The organism is Methylobacterium sp. J-072 (genome assembly GCF_022829425.1).
In the GTDB taxonomy this organism is placed as follows: Bacteria; Pseudomonadota; Alphaproteobacteria; order Rhizobiales; family Beijerinckiaceae; genus Methylobacterium.
The window spans coordinates 1-16,739 of the sequence record NZ_JAKSYK010000134.1; the positions used below are offsets into that span (position 1 = coordinate 1).

The following is a 16,739-nucleotide window of genomic DNA, read 5'->3' on the forward strand; positions in this document are numbered from 1 at the left end:
GCGACGATGGCCGACCGTGCGAGCGTGGACGCGGCCGGTACCCACGAGCTGAAGCAGGTCCTGTCCCGAGGGACGGAACAGATCAGGGACGTGACTGGCCTGATCGCCGGCATCGCCGGGCAGACCAACCTGCTGGCGCGGCACGCCACCATCGCGGCCGCCCGGGCCGGCGAGGCGGGCAGGGGCCTCGCGCCTGTCGCCGGGGAGGTGCAGGCGCTGGCGCGGCCGACCGCCGACGCCCGCGACACGCGCGCCGGCCAGCCCGCGCCCCGGCCGGGCGATCCCTGGAGGCCTCCTTCGAGGCCTCCGCTGCGCTTCGGCGCCTCAGGATGAGGGGGTTGGGTTGGAGACCCCGCCCTTCCAACCCAACCGCATCACAGCATCATCGCATCCGGGCCAACCCGGGCCGAAGACGCCGCGCCCAAAACCCCCAAAAAAATCAATCGTCTTCGCCGGGGGCGTCGAGGTCGCCGACGCCGTAGCGGCGCATCTTGGCGTAGAGGCCCTGGCGGCTGAGGCCGAGCATCTCGGCGGCCGAAGCGCGGTTGTCCCGGGTGATCCGCAGGGCCGCCTCGATGCATAGCTTCTCGATCAGGTCGGTGGTCTCGCGGACCAGGGTCTTCATCGAGACCCGGCCGACCAGCTCGGCCATCTGCTCCACCGAACGCGGCACGTCGCGGCTGCCGGCGAGCCGCCCCTCCGGGATCCGCCGCGGGGCGGAGCGGATCGCGAAGCCCAGGCACGGACGCGACCCGGGCACCGAAACGGCGGCGACCTCGACATCCTCGACGCCGCCATAGGTGCCGCGGATCACGGTGGCGAAGCGGCGCACGGAACCGTGGTCGACCAGACTGGAGAACAGGGCCTGCGCCTCGGTATCCTCGCGGCCGAGCCACTGGTCGAGGGGCCGGCCCCTGGCTTGGCTCTCGGTGGCGAGCTGCGCCAGTTCCAGGAAGGCAGCGTTGGCCATCAGGACCCGGCGGGTGGAATCGGTCACGACGAAGCCCTCGGGCATCGCCTCGATCACTGCGCGGGTCGGCGCCTCCTGGTCGGAGCCCGCCTCGGCGGCGGCCGGATCGGCCACGAGCCGCATCAGCGCGCTCGGGCCGCCCTCGCCCCGGAACAGCGAGACCGCGACCGTGACCTCGCCGCGCCCGTGCTGGAGGGCGGCGCGGACCTCTCCGGCCTGACCGGTCGCCCGCAGGGCGGCGAACTGCGCCTCCAGGGAGCGGGCGCTGCCGGCATCGAACAGGTCGACGGCATCCTGCCCGGTCAGGCGCTTGGCCGGGCGGCCGAGCAGGCGCGCGGCGGACGGGTTCGCCTCCGCGACCCGGCGGGTGCCGGCATCGACCACCAGCACCGGCTCGCCGGAGATCTGGAACAGCAGGCGGTAGCGGGTCTCGGCGGCGCGGAGGCGGTCGTAGTCGCGCTCCAGGGCCTGCTGGGCGTCGGTGAGCCGGCGCTGGAGTGCGGCCACCGCCCGCATGTCGCGGCCCAGGATGACGATCGGGCCGCCCTCGCCGGAGCGGATCGAGGCGTAGCGAATCGGTAGGTCGATGCCGCTGGGAGAGGGGTGGTTGATCTGGCGCCAGCGGGTGATGCCGTCGGGCCGGGCGTCGCGCAGCAGGGCGTCGACCTTCGGCCGGCTCTCGATCGTCACGATGTCGATCCAGCGCCGCCCGAGCCAGCCGGGGATGTTCTCCGCTTCGAGATCGGCCGCGGCGGTCGCGTCCCGGATCACCCCGTCGGCATCGACCACCAGGGACAGGTCGGCGGACGCCGCGACGAGACGCCCGACCGCCTCGCCGTCGAGGTGGTCGGCCACCTGGAGCAGTGCCGGAGGTGGCGACTGCGGGGTGGGGTGAGGCTGGGGCGTCACGGTCACCGTATTGTGATGGTTGATGTGGCAGCCCTTTCAGCAGGCCAAGGCGCGTCTGTCCAGCAACGCTTCGGCCGTGGCCGGCGCCAGGAACCCGTCCGGCGCGCAGGCATCGGCGCCGACGATGCCCGCCTCGCCGCCGTAGCGAGCGAAATACGGGCCGCCGACAATCACCCGGATCTCCTTGTTGCTGGAGGCGCGCCGGACATCCGTCACCGTGCCGGACAGGGCCGGCAGGAACACGTCGCAGGACAGCGACAGGCCGACCACGTCGAACCACTCGGAGCGCAGGAGGGTCAGGGGGTCGACCTCCGGGCCGGGGACCGCCGTGGTCACGTCCCAGCCGGCCTCGCGGAAAAAGCTCGCGACGATCGACAGGCCGAAATGATGGGTCTCGCCGGGGCAGGGCAGCAGCAGCACGCTGCGGCCGTTGGCCTGCACCGAATCGTCCTCGAGCTGCGCGCAGAGGCGCCGGCTCACCGCCTGCAGCCGTCCGAGCCCCTCGGTCACGGCCAGGAAATCGCAGGCGTCGTCTTCCCAGAGCTCGCCGAGGTGGCGCGCCGCCGGGGCGAGCAGGTCGAGGAGCAGGCGCGGCAGCGGCAGCCCGCCCTCGCGCAGGGCGGCGACCTGGGCGTCGAGGTCGATCGGCCCGGGGGCCAGCAGGAGCGCGCTGAAGGCGGCGATCTCGTCCGGGCTCGGCGCCCGGTCGGGCTGGGCGCGGCGGCCGGCGGGCCGGTGGGCCAGCATCAGCCGGGGCAGGATCTCCGCCTCGACCAGGCGGGCCAGGGCATCCGGCACCGCCTTGTCGTCGGAGGAGGGGCGCGGGATGGCCTGGTGGCGGACTCGCGGCCCGTCGCCGAAGACGGACCGGCCGTCGCTCATCGCGCCACAACCGCCGGCAATCGGCCCAGGGTCCAGACGCTCACCGAAATGCCTCCAGTCTCCCATCGGCATCCCTCCCAGAAGCGGCCCCGGCCCGGGTGGGCCGGCGGTTCCGCAAGCGCGTCGAGTGCGGCGTTGCCCGCCGGTCTTCTCAAGTCTTCGTCGCCGCAGATCCTCGGATCGAACCAGCCGAGCTGCCAAAACCAGAGGCCAGCGTTTGGAACGATACCCGAGTCGTCGATCTTGGCAATGACTGGAACAAAGAAAATATGTCAAACCCCATGTCACCTCATTCGAGCGTAAAGCGCACTTGACACTTTTGGGGCTGCGGCCCTAGCCTCTGTCAACGACGGCGCTCTCAGGCGTCGCCGAGCACAGGGGAGCGGATGCATGGGTCCCGGGGACCGGCCATCACGACCGCTCTACACGGCCGCCGAACGGCAGCTTCGCGACGCTTCGCCCTGGACTCTGGTGCAGGGGGTGCTGGCCCCGGTGCAATTCCTGATCTTCCTGGCGAGCCTGGTCCTAGTGCTGCGGGCGCTCGCCACCGGGCAGGGCCAGCTGGCCGCCGAGGCCTCGGTGGTGGTCAAGACCCTGGCGCTCTACGCGATCATGATCACCGGCTCGATCTGGGAGAAGGCCGTGTTCGGCCGCTGGCTGTTCGCCCCGGCCTTCTACTGGGAGGACGTGGTCAGCATGCTGGTGCTGGCGCTCCACACCGCCTACCTCGCCGCCCTCGCCACCGGCGCCCTCGGCGGGCAGGCCCTGCTGATCCTCGCGCTGGCGGCCTACGCGACCTACGTGGTCAATGCCGGCCAGTTCCTGCTCAAGCTCCGGGCCGCCCGCCTGGAAGGCGCCGGACCGCGCCAGCCGCATTTCGCGGAGGCGCTGTCGTGAACGCGCCCGTCCCGCCCCCCACCGCCTGCGGCGGTATCGATTTCCATCAGGAGAACGGCCAGCGCGCGGTGTTCTGCGGGCTCACCGGCATCGTCTGGCTGCACCGGAAGATCCAGGACGCCTTCTTTCTGGTGGTCGGCTCGCGCACCTGCGCCCATCTGATCCAGTCGGCCGCCGGGGTGATGATCTTCGCCGAGCCGCGCTTCGCCACCGCGATCATCGACGAGCGCGACCTGGCCGGGATCGCCGATGCCAACGAGGAACTCGACCGAGTCGTCACCCGGCTGATCGAGCGCCGGCCCGACATCAAGCTGCTGTTCCTGGTGGGCTCCTGCCCGTCCGAGGTGATCAAGCTCGACCTGTCCCGGGCAGCCCAGCGCCTGTCGGGGCGCCTCGCGCCGGTGCGGGTGCTGAACTATTCCGGCTCCGGCATCGAGACGACCTTCACGCAGGGCGAGGATGCCTGCCTCGCCGCCCTGGTGCCGGAACTGCCGCGGGCGCCGGCCGAGGCCGCGCCGTCGCTCCTGATCGTCGGGGCGCTCGCCGACGTGGTCGAGGACCAGTTTCTTCGGATCTTCTCCGCGATGGGGATCGCCGACGTCCGGTTCCTCCCGGCCCGCCGTGCCGGCGCGATGCCGGCCATCGGGCGCGGGACCCGCTACCTGCTGGCCCAGCCGTTCCTGGCCGACACCGCCCGCGCCCTCGACGAGCGCGGCGCGCACCGGCTCGCCGCTCCGTTCCCGCTCGGCGCCGAGGGCACCACCGGCTGGCTTCAAGCGGCCGCCGACGCTTTCGGCGTGGACGACACGACCTTCGCGGCGGCGACCGCCGCGGGGCGCGGCCGGGCCGAGACCGCGCTCGCCCCCCACCGCGAAAAACTCGGCGGCAAGCGGGTGTTCTTCTTCCCCGATTCACAGCTCGAAGTTCCGCTGGCGCGCTTCCTCGCCCGCGAACTCGGCGTGGCGCTGGTCGAGGTCGGGACCCCGTACCTGCACCGGGCGCATCTGGCGGCCGAGATCGAGATGCTGCCGGCGGGCACACGCGTGACCGAAGGCCAGAGCCTCGACGACCAGATGGATCGCTGCCGGGCGGCGCGGCCGGACCTGACAGTCTGCGGCCTCGGCCTCGCCAACCCGCTGGAGGCCGAGGGCCTCTCGACCAAGTGGTCGATCGAGCTGCTGTTCACGCCCGTGCAGGGCTACGAGCAGGCCGGCGACCTCGCCGAATTGTTCGCGCGCCCGCTCCGGCGCCGCGCGCTGCTGGAGGTGTAGGGCGATGCAGCTCACCCTCTGGACCTACGAAGGCCCCCCGCATATCGGCGCGATGCGCGTCGCCACCGCGATGACCGGGCTGCACTACGTGCTGCACGCGCCGCAGGGCGACACCTACGCGGACCTGCTGTTCACGATGATCGAGCGGCGCGATGCGCGCCCGCCCGTCACCTACACCACCTTCCGGGCCCAGGATCTCGGCCGCGACACCGCCGAGCTGTTCAAGACCTCGGTGGCCGCCGCCTACGCGCGCTTCCAGCCCCAGGCGATGATCGTCGGCGCCTCCTGCACCGCCGAGCTGATCCAGGACGATCCCGGGGGGCTCGCCAAGGCCCTCGACCTGCCGATCCCGGTGATCCCGCTGGAGCTTCCCGCCTACCAGAAGAAGGAAAACTGGGGCGCGTCCGAAACGTTTTATCGGTTGGTCCGGGCGCTTGCCGGAGCCCCCGCACCGCGTCTCGCGCGGGAGCCGGGCCGGCGCCCGACCTGCAACATCCTCGGCCCGACGGCTCTGGGCTTCCGCCACCGGGACGACCTGATCGAAATCCGCCGGCTGCTCGACAGCCTCGGGATCGACGTGAACGTCGTCGCGCCGCTCGGCGCCAGCCCGGCCGATCTCGGCCGGCTCAAGGATGCCGACTTCAACGTCGTGCTCTATCCGGAGACGGCCCGCAGCGCGGCCGAGTATCTCAAGAAGAGTTTCGGGCAGCCGTTCACGCGGGAAGTCCCGCTCGGCGTCGGCGCCACGCGCCGCTTCGTCGCCGAGGTCGCGGCTCTGGCCGGTATCGATCCGGCGTCGTTCCTCGACGGCCCCGGCTCGCGCCTGCCCTGGTATTCGCGTTCGGTCGATTCGACCTACCTGACCGCCAAGCGCGTCTTCGTGTTCGGTGACGCGACCCACGCGATCGGCATCGCCCGGATGGCGGCGCGGGAACTGGGCTTCACCGTCGTCGGCCTCGGAACCTACAGCCGCGAATTCGCCCGCGAGGTCCGGGCCGAAGCCGCCGAGCACGGCATCGAGGCCCTGATCACCGACGATTACCTCGACGTCGAGGCCGCGATCCGCGCCGCCGCCCCCGAACTGGTCCTCGGCACCCAGATGGAGCGCCATGTCGCCAAGCGGCTGGGCATCCCCTGCGCGGTGATCTCCGCCCCGGTCCACGTCCAGGATTTCCCGGCCCGCTATGCCCCGCAGATGGGTTTCGAGGGTGCCAACGTCCTGTTCGACACCCTGGTCCATCCGCTGATGATGGGCCTCGAAGAGCACCTGCTGGGCATGTTCCGGGAGGATCCCGAATTCCACGACGGCGTCGGGCCGTCGCATCTCGGCGGCAACCCGCGCGCGGCCTCCACGGCGGAGGCCCCCGAAGTCACGCAAGCGGCCGATCCGGTGCCGGCGGCCGCTCCGATCCTCCTGGACGAGGACGTGGTGATCACGGCCGCCCCCTGGGCGCCCGAGGCCGAGAAGGAACTCAAGAAGATCCCGTTCTTCGTACGCGGCAAAGCGCGCAGCAACACGGAGAAGTTCGCCCGTGAGCGGCGGCTGCCGCTCATCACCCTCGAAACCCTCTACGACGCCAAGGCGCATTATGGCCGCTAGAGCGCTCTCCCCCGGACGCGAGGCCGGCTCGACGCGCCGCCCGCCGATCCGCGTCGTCATCGTCACGCTCGACAACCACCTGGCGAGCGCGGTGGAGCGGGCGCGCCTGCGCCTGCGCTCCGAGATGCCGGGGCTGGTGCTCGACTTCCACGCCGCGGCCGAATGGGACACCGATGCGTCGGCGCTCGACGCCTGCCGCAGCGACATCGCACAGGCCGACATCGTGCTCTCGGCCATGCTGTTCATGGACGAGCATGTCCGGGCGATCCTGCCGGCGCTCGCGGCCCGGCGCTATGCCTGCGACGCGATGGTCGGCTGCATGTCGGCGAGCGAGGTGGTGAAGACGACCAAGCTCGGCCGCTTCGACATGAGCGGCGACAAGCGCAGCGCCCTCGATTTCCTGAAGAAGCTGCGCGGCAAGCCCGGCCAGCAGGGCAATGCCGGCCGGCAGATGGCCCTGGTGCGCAAGCTGCCGAAGATCCTGCGCTTCATCCCGGGCTCGGCGCAGGACGTGCGCGCCTATTTCCTGACCCTGCAATACTGGCTGGCCGGCTCGGACGAGAACGTCGCCGCCCTGGTCCGCTTCCTGGTGCACCGCTACGCCGCCGGCACCCGCGCGGTGTGGCGCGAGGGACCGGCCGCACCGGCGCCCCTCGATTACCCCGAGACCGGCCTCTACCACCCGCGCCTGCCTAGCCGGATCGGCCAGGATCCGTCCCGGCTGCCGCGCTCGGCGGACACGCGAGGCCGGGTCGGGCTGCTGCTGATGCGCAGCTACGTGCTGGCCGGCAACACCGCCCATTACGACGGGGTGATCGCCGCCCTGGAGGCCAAGGGCCTCGACGTGGTGCCGGCCTTCGCCAGCGGCCTCGACAACCGTCCGGCCGTGGACGCCTTCTTCATGCGGGATGGCCGCGCCCGGATCGATGCCCTGGTGTCGCTCACCGGCTTCTCGCTGGTCGGTGGCCCCGCCTACAACGACGCCGCCGCCGCAGAGGCGATGCTGGCGCAGCTCGACGTGCCCTACCTCGCCGCGCAGGCGCTGGAATTCCAGACGATCGAGCAATGGGAATCCGGCGAGCGCGGCCTGTCGCCGGTCGAGGCGACCATGATGGTCGCGATCCCCGAGCTCGACGGCGCCACCGCCCCGATGGTGTTCGGCGGACGCTCCTCGGCGTCGGGCAGCGACAACGCCCGGGACATGCGCGCGCATCCCGAGCGGGTCGCGCGGCTGGCCGAGCGGGTCGAGCGCCTCGTCTCCCTGCGCCGCACCCCGAAGGCCGAGCGCAAGCTCGCCGTGGTGCTGTTCAACTTCCCGCCCAATGCCGGCGCCACCGGCACGGCCGCGTTCCTGTCGGTCTACGCCTCGCTGCTCAACACCCTGAAGGGCCTGGCGGCGGACGGCTACGCCGTGGAGATCCCGGAGAGCGTCGACGCCCTGCGCGAAAAAATCCTGGACGGCAACGCCAAGCGCTACGGGACCCAGGCCAACGTCCATGCCCGCATCCGGGCCGAGGACCATGTCCGGCGCGAACGATACCTCGCCGAGATCGAGACCCAATGGGGTCCCGCGCCCGGCCGCCACCAGACCAACGGCTCCGACCTGTTCGTGCTCGGCGCCCAGTTCGGCAACGTCTTCGTGGGCGTCCAGCCGGCCTTCGGCTACGAGGGCGACCCGATGCGGCTGCTGTTCGAGCGCGGCTTCGCGCCGACGCACGCGTTCTCGGCCTTCTACCGCTACCTGCGTGAGGATTTTTCCGCCGACGCCGTGCTGCATTTCGGGACGCACGGCGCGCTCGAATTCATGCCCGGCAAGCAGACCGGCCTGTCCGAGGCGTGCTGGCCGGAGCGGATGATTGGGGCGCTGCCCAACATCTACCTCTACGCCGCCAACAACCCGTCCGAGGGGACGCTGGCCAAGCGCCGCTCCGCCGCGACGCTGGTGAGCTACCTGACCCCGAGTCTCGCCACCGCCGGGCTCTATCGCGGCCTGCTCGACCTGAAGAGCTCCATGGAGCGCTGGCGCGGGCTCGATCTCGAAGCGGTCGCGGAACGCGAAACCCTCGCCAGGCTGATCCAGGAGCAGGGCGCCGCCGTCGATCTCGTGCCGGCCGAGCCGGCCTGGACCGGCGATCTCGGCGCCCGGGTCGCAAACCTCTGGTCCGCCGTGCAGGAGCTGGAGCAGACTCTGATCCCGCACGGGCTGCACGTGGTCGGCGAAGGCGTGCCGGCGGAGGAACGGATCGACCTGCTGCTCGCGCTGGCCGAGGCCTCGCACGGGCTGAAGCCCGACCGCGCCGCCATCGCCGCGCTGGTCGCGGGAGAGGGTGCCGAGGCGGCCTTCGCGGTCTCCGGGCTGCCCGGCGACCCCGAGACCCGCGCCGCCTTCGCGGTCCTCGCCCAGACCGACAGCTTGCTGGCGCGGGACCACGAGCTCCCGGCCCTCTTGCGGGCGCTCGACGGCCGGTTCATCCCGCCGGTGGCCGGGGGCGACCTGTTGCGCAACCCCGCGATCCTTCCGACCGGGCGCAACATCCACGGCTTCGATCCGTACCGCCTGCCCTCCGCCTTCGCGGTGGCCGACGGCGCCCGGCAGGTCGAGCGCATCCTCGAGCGCTTCGCCGCGGACGGGAAACCCTGCCCGGAGAGCGTCGCCCTGGTCCTGTGGGGCACCGACAACCTCAAGAGCGAGGGCGGCCCGATCGCCCAGGCGCTGGCCCTGATCGGTGCTACCCCACGCTTCGACGGCTACGGTCGGCTCAGCGGCGCCGAGCTGATCCCGCTGGACACCCTCGGCCGCCCGCGGATCGACGCGGTCGTCACCCTCTCAGGCATTTTTCGCGATCTCTTGCCTTTGCAGACGAAGCTGCTGGCCGAAGCCTCGTATCTCGCCGCCACCGCCGACGAGCCATTAGACAAAAATTTCGTCCGGAAGCACGCTCTGGCGATCCAGGCCGAGCAGGGCTGCGATCTGGAAACCGCGGCGCTGCGGGTCTTCTCCAACGCCGAGGGGGCCTACGGCGCCAACGTCAACCAGTTGGTCGATTCCGGGGCCTGGGACGACGATGCCGAGCTGTGCGAGACCTTCTCGCGCCGCAAGAGCTTCGCGTATGGCCGCTCGGGCAAGCCGGCGCCGCAGCGGGCGTTGATGCAGGCGGTGCTGGCTTCCGTTGACATGGCCTACCAGAACCTCGACTCGGTCGAGGTCGGCGTCACTTCCGTGGACCATTACTTCGACGGGCTCGGCGGCATGGGCCGGGCGGTGGCGAAGGCCCGCGGCGCGGCGGTGCCGATCTACATCAGCGACCAGACCCGCGGGGAGGGCCGCGTGCGCTCCCTGGAGGAGCAGGTCGCGCTGGAGACACGCACCCGCATGCTCAACCCGAAATGGTACGAGAGCCTGCTCGGCCACGGTTACGAGGGCGTGCGCCAGATCGAATCCCACCTGACCAACACGGTCGGCTGGTCGGCCACCGCCAACGCGGTCCAGCCCTGGATCTACGAGCGGATCACCGAGACCTACGTGCTCGACCCGGCCATGCGCGAGCGCATGGCCTCCCTCAACCCTACCGCCTCCGCCAAGGTCGCCCAACGGCTGATCGAGGCTCACAAGCGCGGCTTCTGGACCCCCGACGCAGCGATGCGGGACGCCCTCGATCGGGCCGAGGAGGAACTGGAAGATCGTCTCGAAGGCGTCACCACAGGAGTCGCCGCATGAACATCGCCATTCGCAACCCGGTCGTTGCCCGGAAGGAAGAAGGCAGCGTGCAGGTCGATCTCGACCCGGACCTGAAGATCGAGACCGCGAAGGTGTTCGCGGTCTACGGCAAGGGCGGCATCGGCAAGTCGACGACTTCGTCGAACCTGTCGGTGGCGTTCTCGAAGCTCGGCAAGCGGGTGCTGCAGATCGGCTGCGACCCCAAGCACGACTCGACCTTCACCCTGACCAAGCGCCTCGCCCCCACGGTCATCGACGCCCTCGAAGCCGTGAACTTCCACTCGGAGGAGCTGCGCGTCGAGGACTTCGTGGTCGAGGGCTATAACGGCGTCATGTGCGTCGAGGCCGGCGGCCCTCCGGCCGGCACCGGCTGCGGCGGCTACGTGGTCGGCCAGACGGTGAAGCTCCTGAAGGAGCACCACCTCCTGGAGGACACCGACGTCGTGGTGTTCGACGTACTCGGCGACGTGGTCTGCGGCGGCTTCGCCTCGCCGCTCCAGCACGCCGACCGGGCGCTGATCGTCACCGCCAACGACTTCGACTCGATCTTCGCGATGAACCGGATCGTGGCGGCGATCCACGCCAAGGCCAAGAACTACCCGGTGCGGCTCGGCGGCGTCATCGCGAACCGCTCGGCCAAGACCGACGAGATCGACCGGTTCAACGACGCGGTCGGCCTGAAGCGGCTGGCCCATTTCCCCGATCTCGACATTGTCCGCCGCTCGCGGCTCAAGAAGTCGACCCTGTTCGAGATGGACTCCTCCCCCGAACTCGACGCGGTGACGGCCGAGTACATGCGGCTCGCCGAGACGCTCTGGGCCGGCGGGGAGCCTTGCGAGGCCATCCCGATGAAGGACCGCGACCTGTTCGAATTTTTGGGATTCGATTGATGGCGGGCGCGAGCTACGACACCCGCAGGGGTGAACTGACCACCTACTTCGACCGCACCGCGGTCGAGGCCTGGTCGCGGCTGACCTCCGACGCGCCGGTGAGCCGGATCCGCGCCACCGTGCGGGCCGGCCGGGACGCGATGCGCGGGACGCTGCTGTCCTGGCTTCCCGCCGACATGACCGGCCTGCGCCTGTTGGACGCCGGCTGCGGCACCGGGGCGCTCAGCGTCGAGGCCGCGCGGCGCGGCGCCGAGGTGGTCGCCATCGACGTCTCGCCGACTTTGGTCGGCCTCGCCCGGGAACGGCTGCCAACGATCCCCGGCGCGGGCAGCATAGATTTCCGCGTCGGCGACATGCTCGACCCCGGCCTCGGCCGGTTCGACCACGTGGTCGCGATGGATTCGCTGATCCATTACAGCGCCGCCGACATCGTCCGGGCGCTCGCGGCCCTCGGCGCCCGCACCGACGGGTCGGTGCTGTTCACGGTGGCGCCGCGCACGGCCCTGCTGACCGTGATGCATGCGGCCGGACAGTTCTTTCCCCGCGGCGACCGCTCGCCGGCGATCGTGCCGGTGACCGAGGGTGGCCTCCGGCGCCGGATCGCTGCCGAACCGGCACTCGACGGATTCACCTGGTCACAGAGCCATCGGATCAACAGCGGCTTCTACCTGTCGAACGCGATCACGCTGACACGCGCCTCCCAACCACGCCCTCATCCTGAGGCGCCGAAGCATAGCGGAGGCCTCGAAGGAGCCCTCCAGCCAGCTGCGCGATCCCTGGAGGGCTCCTTCGAGGCTGCTGCGCCGCACCTCAGGATGAGGGGGATGGACGAAACGGGGGGGACCGCCGCATGAGATCCGGCCGCGCCCTGACCAAAGCCCTGATGCGCCTCGGCCCGGCGATCCTGCCCTTCGCCGATGCCGCCACCGTCGAGCTGCCGCTCGGCCGGCTGCTGCGGCTCGCCTTGTTCCAGGTGACCGTCGGCATGGCGGCGGTGCTGCTGATCGGGACGCTCAACCGGGTGATGATCGTCGAGCTCGGCGTCCCGGCCTGGATCGTCGCGGTGATGCTGGCCCTGCCGCTGATCTTCGCGCCGTTGCGGGCCCTGGTCGGGTTCCGGTCGGACACGCACCGCTCGGTGCTGGGCTGGCGGCGGGTGCCGTATATCTGGTTCGGCACCCTGCTCCAGTTCGGCGGCCTGGCGATCATGCCGTTCGCGCTGCTGATCCTGTCGGGCGATACCACCGGCCCGCTCTGGGTCGGGGATGTGGCGGCGGCGTTCGCGTTCCTGCTGGTCGGGGCCGGGCTGCACACCACCCAGACCGTCGGTCTCGCGCTCGCCACTGACCTCGCCCCCGCGCATGCCCGGCCGAAGGTGGTGGCGCTGCTCTGCGTCGCCCTGCTGTTCGGCATGATGGCGAGCGCCCTGCTGTTCGGGCTGTTCCTCGCGCATTTCTCACCCGTGCGGCTGATCCAAGTGATCCAGGGCGCGGCGCTCGTCACCATCGTGCTCAACGGGATCGCCCTGTGGAAGCAGGAGCCGCGCGACCCGAACCGGAGCCGGGCCGCCCCGGCGCGGGACTTCCGCGCCTCCTGGCGCGACTATGCCGGGCAGGGCACCGCGCGCCGCCGCCTCGTGGCGATCGGGCTCGGCACCGCCGGGTTCTCGATGCAGGACATCCTGCTCGAGCCCTATGGCGGCCAGATCCTGCACCTCTCGGTCGGGGCGACCACGGCGCTGACGGCGCTGCTCGCCGCCGGTGGCGGGCTCGGCCTGCTGATCGCCGCCCGCTGGCTCGGGCGCGGCGGCGACCCGTTCCGGGTCTCGGCCGTCGGCGTCGGCATCGGCATCCTGGCCTTCTCGGCGGTGGTCTTCGCCGCGCCGCTCGCCTCGGCCGACCTGTTCGCGGTGGGCGTCAGCCTGATCGGATTGGGCGGCGGCCTGTTCGCCCACGGCACGCTCACCGCCTCGATGAACCGGGCCGGCCCCGAGGATACCGGGCTGGCGCTCGGCGCCTGGGGCGCCGTCCAGGCCAGCGCCGCGGGGATCTCGATCGCCGCCAGCGGCGTGGTGCGCGACATCGGCGGCGCCATCGCCCAATCGGGGGTGCTCGGCGAGGGCATGAACGAGCCCGCGATCGGCTACCTGATCGTCTACCACATCGAGATCGCTCTCCTGTTCGCGGCCCTGATCGCCCTGGGACCGCTGGTTCGGGAGGACGCGCGTGCAGCAGGGAAAAATCGGCTCGGCGGCACTCTTGCCGAACGGGCGGCCTGAGACTCGGGGAGGACAGCCATGCCAACCGGCGCCATTACGGGTTACGTCGACGTCGCCCAGGTCGTGCTCTACGCCTTCTTCATCTTCTTCGCCGGGCTGGTGTTCTGGCTGCGCCGGGAGGACCGGCGCGAGGGCTACCCGCTGGAGAACGAGATCGTCGGCCGCCGCAAGGCGCCGGACCCGGTCCTGATCCCACGGTCCAAGGCGTTCCACCTGCCGGGCGGCGAGACCACCTACGCCCCCCAGGCGGTGCAGGGCCGCGACGACATCGAGACCGGCATCCCGGCCCGCAAGGTCGAGCCCTGGCCCGGCGCCCCCTACGAGCGGACCGACACGTCGCTCCAGGCCGGCGTCGGCCCCGGCTCGTGGGTCGTCCGGCACGACGTGCACGACAAGACCTGGGACGACGAGTACCGGATCGTGCCCCTGCGGGTCGCCAAAGCCTTCGTCATCCACGAGGCCGGCCCGAACCCGATCGGCATGACCGTGTTCGGCACCGATAACGGGGTGGCGGGTGTCGTCAGCGATGTCTGGATCGACCGCGGCGAGTCGCTGATCCGCTACTACGAGGTCGAATTGCCCACGGGCGGCCGCCGGCTGATGCCGTCCACCTTCTGCCGGGCCGGCGGCTTCACCAAGACGGTGAAGTCCGAGGCCCTGCTCGCCGCCCAGTTCGCCGACATCCCGGCGACCCGGGATCCCGACAGCGTCACCTTCCTGGAGGAGGAGCGGATCATGGCCTATTTCGGCGCCGGCACCCTCTACGCCACCCCGGCCCGGGCGGAGCCCCTGCTATGAGCGGCGATTTCCTCCCCGAGGGCACCCTGCGGGGTCTGCCCGGCCCGCTGCCGGCGAACGAGCGCATCCTGTGGCAGGGGGCGCCGACCACCAGCGGCCTCTGGGTCCGCGCCTATCATGCCCGCCTGGTCGCCGCCTGGTTCGCTGCCTGCGCCCTGGCCTTCGGGCTGATGGCCGGCTCGCCCGTCTCGGCGCTCACCACCGTCGGCCTGACCCTGCTGGTCGGCGGGGTCGGCCTCGCCCTGCTCTGGCTGTTCGCGTGGCTCAGCCACCGCACCGCGGTCTACACGATCACCGACCGCCGGATCGTGCTGCATGCCGGCATCGCCCTGCCGGTGACCCACAACGTGCCCTTCGCGCAGGTCGAGGGTGCGGCGTTGCGTGCCTTCACGGACGGGAGCGGAGATCTGCCGCTCCGGTTGCGGCCGGGCCTGCGTATCGCCTACCTTCAGCTGTGGCCGCATGCCCGGCCCTGGCGTCTCGCCCGGACCGAGCCCATGCTGCGTTCCGTACCCGATGCGGAGGCGGTGGCGACGCTGCTGGCGCGGGCGATCGAGGCCCATGCCGAGGCGTCGCAGACGGTGCGGCCCCTGATCGTCCCGCGTCCGCGGGCGGTCCAAGACAATCCCGGCCGCGTCGTCGCGGCCGAATAGGGAGAGGCGCGATGGGCGAGCGGGCGGAGAGCGTCGGCCGATCCGCAGGACCGGCACCGGCCCTGCTGATGATCGGCGCCGGCGCGCTGATGGGCTTCACCATGCTGGCCGTCCTGGTCGGGCGCAGCGAGGGCATCGGCATGATCGCCCTGCCGCCGGCCAAGCCGGTCACGCGGCTCGAATTCCGCGCCGAGGACCAGGTCGACGGCTCGATCGCCCTGCGCAACGCCGCCGACCGGCAGATCGTCGCCTGGATCCGCCCCGGCGAGGACGGTTTTCTGCGCGGGACCCTGCGCGGTCTGGCCCAGGCCCGCCAGCGCGACGGCCTCGGCCCGGAGCAGCCGTTCAGCCTGACCCGCTACGATGACGGCCGCCTCGCGCTGGCCGACGACGCCACCGGCCGCCGGGTGCCGCTCGAAGCCTTCGGCCCGACCAATGCCGGGGCCTTCGCCCGGCTGCTCGCCGTCCCCGCCGGCACGGAGACGCGCTGATGGGCCTGTTCGGGAGCCGCACCGTCACCGTGCCCTGCACGATCGAGATCGAGCAGACGCCCGAGAGCCTGCACGCGCACGTCACCCTGGATTCCGGCTTCGAGATCGAGCCCGGTGACGAGGTCCAGGTCCACGACGCCCCGACCTCCGTACCCTATGGCGAGCGGCTCACCGTCCGCCGCACCGCCACCGTCACCCGGGCCGGCCCGCTGGAGCGGGCCTGGACCAAGCTCGTCGCCCATCTCGAACTGACCGAACTCTACGAAGTCAGTTTTTCCGAGAGGAGGAAGCTGTGAACGCTCCCGTCCCGCCGCTCTCCGGCCAGCCGGTTCCGAAAACGCCGGTCAACGAATCGACCAAGGCCGCCCAGGAGACGACCTTCCTGAGCCCGCGCTTCTACACCACCGATTTCGACGAGCTCGACCGCACCAACGTCGAGCCGGTGCGCCGGGATTGGGACCTGCTCATCGCCGAGCTGCGCGCCGACCCGAACAAGCGCCACTTCACCCGCAACGCCGACTTCGACTGCGACCTGTCGCAGATGGAGCCCGAGCTGCGGAAGGAGTTTTTGGATTTTCTGGTGTCTTCGATCACCGCCGAGTTCTCCGGCTGCGTGCTCTACGCCGAGATGAGAAAACGCGCGAAGAACAAGGACATCAAGGAGCTGTTCGGTTTCATGAGCCGTGACGAGGCCCGCCACGCCGGCTTCATCAACGACACGCTGAAGGATTTCGGCATCGGCGTGGACCTGGGCTTCCTGACCAAGTCCAAAAAATACACGTTCTTCCGGCCGAAATTCATCTTCTACGCGACGTATCTGTCCGAAAAGATCGGCTACGCCCGCTACATCACCATCTTCCGTGAGCTGGAGAAGCACCCGGAGCGGCGCATCCACCCGATCTTCAAGTGGTTCGAGCTGTGGTGCAACGACGAGTTCCGCCACGGCGAGGCGTTCGCGCTGCTGATGCGCGCCAACCCGAAGCTGACCAGCGGCATCAATCGCTACTGGATCCGGTTCTTCCTGCTGGCGGTGTTCGCCACGATGTATGTGCGCGACCATCACCGCCCGGCCTTCCACGCCGCGCTCGGGGTCGATCCCACCGACTACGATTACACGGTGTTCCGCATCACCTCCGAGATCTCGCGGCAGACCTTCCCGCTGGAGCTCGACCTCGACAACCCGAAGTTCCACGCCGGGCTGGAGACCCTGCTCGCCTGCTCCCGGGCGATCGCCGAGGCTCGGGCCCAGGGCGGCGTCCTGGGCAAGCTCAAGCACGGCATCCAGGTGCTGCGCGCGGCCGCCACCTTCGTCCGGCTCTACTTTCTGCCGGTCAAGGCGAACGCCCTGCCGGCCGACATCCGCCTCCAGCCGGTCTGGTAGG

At 70.9% G+C, this 16,739-nt stretch carries 15 protein-coding genes; 13 read left to right on the top strand and 2 right to left on the bottom strand.

The annotated features are described in order from the left end of the window. A partial coding sequence (locus tag MKK67_RS15240; protein WP_279601652.1) for a methyl-accepting chemotaxis protein occupies positions 1-333 on the top strand: 333 nt, incomplete at its 5' end. Between the two features lie 106 nt (positions 334-439). Here the strand turns inward: MKK67_RS15240 and ppsR are convergent. Together ppsR and MKK67_RS15250 are read right to left on the bottom strand one after the other, a co-directional pair. Then, a complete protein-coding gene (gene ppsR / locus MKK67_RS15245; RefSeq protein WP_243965896.1) occupies positions 440-1,885 on the bottom strand; it encodes a transcriptional regulator PpsR in 1,446 nt (481 codons plus the stop codon). 30 nt (positions 1,886-1,915) lie between these two features. Then, on the bottom strand, positions 1,916-2,827 hold the full coding sequence (locus tag MKK67_RS15250; RefSeq protein ID WP_243965898.1) for a B12-binding domain-containing protein: 912 nt from the start codon (positions 2,825-2,827) through the stop codon (positions 1,916-1,918). 324 nt (positions 2,828-3,151) lie between these two features. On the opposite strand from MKK67_RS15250, the gene bchF reads away from it, so the two are divergent. From bchF to acsF, 12 genes are read left to right on the top strand one after another with little or no spacing between them, the layout of a single operon-like run. Continuing rightward, complete coding sequence (gene bchF / locus MKK67_RS15255; protein WP_243965899.1) at positions 3,152-3,658, top strand: 2-vinyl bacteriochlorophyllide hydratase; 507 nt, start codon at positions 3,152-3,154, stop codon at positions 3,656-3,658. Continuing rightward, a complete protein-coding gene (locus tag MKK67_RS15260) occupies positions 3,655-4,929 on the top strand; it encodes a ferredoxin:protochlorophyllide reductase (ATP-dependent) subunit N (protein ID WP_243965900.1) in 1,275 nt (424 codons plus the stop codon). The genes bchF and MKK67_RS15260 overlap by 4 nt, the downstream gene beginning before the upstream one ends. 4 nt (positions 4,930-4,933) lie before the next feature. Beyond that, positions 4,934-6,529 carry a ferredoxin:protochlorophyllide reductase (ATP-dependent) subunit B gene (gene bchB, locus MKK67_RS15265; RefSeq protein WP_243965901.1) on the top strand — a complete coding sequence of 532 codons (1,596 nt, stop codon included), beginning with the start codon at positions 4,934-4,936 and terminating at the stop codon, positions 6,527-6,529. Continuing rightward, on the top strand, positions 6,519-10,247 hold the full coding sequence (locus MKK67_RS15270; protein WP_243965902.1) for a magnesium chelatase subunit H: 3,729 nt from the start codon (positions 6,519-6,521) through the stop codon (positions 10,245-10,247). Before bchB ends, MKK67_RS15270 begins: the two co-directional genes overlap by 11 nt. Next, positions 10,244-11,137 carry a ferredoxin:protochlorophyllide reductase (ATP-dependent) iron-sulfur ATP-binding protein gene (gene bchL, locus MKK67_RS15275; RefSeq protein ID WP_243965903.1) on the top strand — a complete coding sequence of 298 codons (894 nt, stop codon included), beginning with the start codon at positions 10,244-10,246 and terminating at the stop codon, positions 11,135-11,137. The genes MKK67_RS15270 and bchL overlap by 4 nt, the downstream gene beginning before the upstream one ends. Further along, positions 11,137-11,991 (top strand): magnesium protoporphyrin IX methyltransferase, encoded by an 855-nt coding sequence (gene bchM, locus MKK67_RS15280; protein WP_243965904.1) that lies wholly within the window; start codon positions 11,137-11,139, stop codon positions 11,989-11,991. The genes bchL and bchM overlap by 1 nt, the downstream gene beginning before the upstream one ends. Beyond that, a complete protein-coding gene (locus MKK67_RS15285) occupies positions 11,988-13,415 on the top strand; it encodes a BCD family MFS transporter (protein ID WP_243965906.1) in 1,428 nt (475 codons plus the stop codon). The genes bchM and MKK67_RS15285 overlap by 4 nt, the downstream gene beginning before the upstream one ends. Positions 13,416-13,433: 18 nt before the next feature. Further along, positions 13,434-14,213: a photosynthetic reaction center subunit H gene (gene puhA / locus MKK67_RS15290; protein ID WP_243965907.1), complete on the top strand. Its 780-nt coding sequence runs from the start codon at positions 13,434-13,436 to the stop codon at positions 14,211-14,213. After that, a complete protein-coding gene (gene puhB / locus MKK67_RS15295; RefSeq protein WP_243965908.1) occupies positions 14,210-14,866 on the top strand; it encodes a photosynthetic complex putative assembly protein PuhB in 657 nt (218 codons plus the stop codon). The genes puhA and puhB overlap by 4 nt, the downstream gene beginning before the upstream one ends. An 11-nt stretch (positions 14,867-14,877) precedes the next feature. After that, complete coding sequence (gene puhC, locus MKK67_RS15300; RefSeq protein WP_243965910.1) at positions 14,878-15,357, top strand: photosynthetic complex assembly protein PuhC; 480 nt, start codon at positions 14,878-14,880, stop codon at positions 15,355-15,357. Next, the gene (locus tag MKK67_RS15305; protein WP_243965912.1) at positions 15,357-15,653 is read left to right on the top strand and encodes a hypothetical protein; all 297 of its coding nucleotides are present in this window, start codon (positions 15,357-15,359) and stop codon (positions 15,651-15,653) included. The genes puhC and MKK67_RS15305 overlap by 1 nt, the downstream gene beginning before the upstream one ends. Beyond that, positions 15,650-16,738, top strand: coding sequence for a magnesium-protoporphyrin IX monomethyl ester (oxidative) cyclase (acsF, locus tag MKK67_RS15310; RefSeq protein WP_243965914.1), 1,089 nt, complete (start codon positions 15,650-15,652; stop codon positions 16,736-16,738). The genes MKK67_RS15305 and acsF overlap by 4 nt, the downstream gene beginning before the upstream one ends. The last annotated feature ends 1 nt before the right edge of the window (position 16,739 follow it).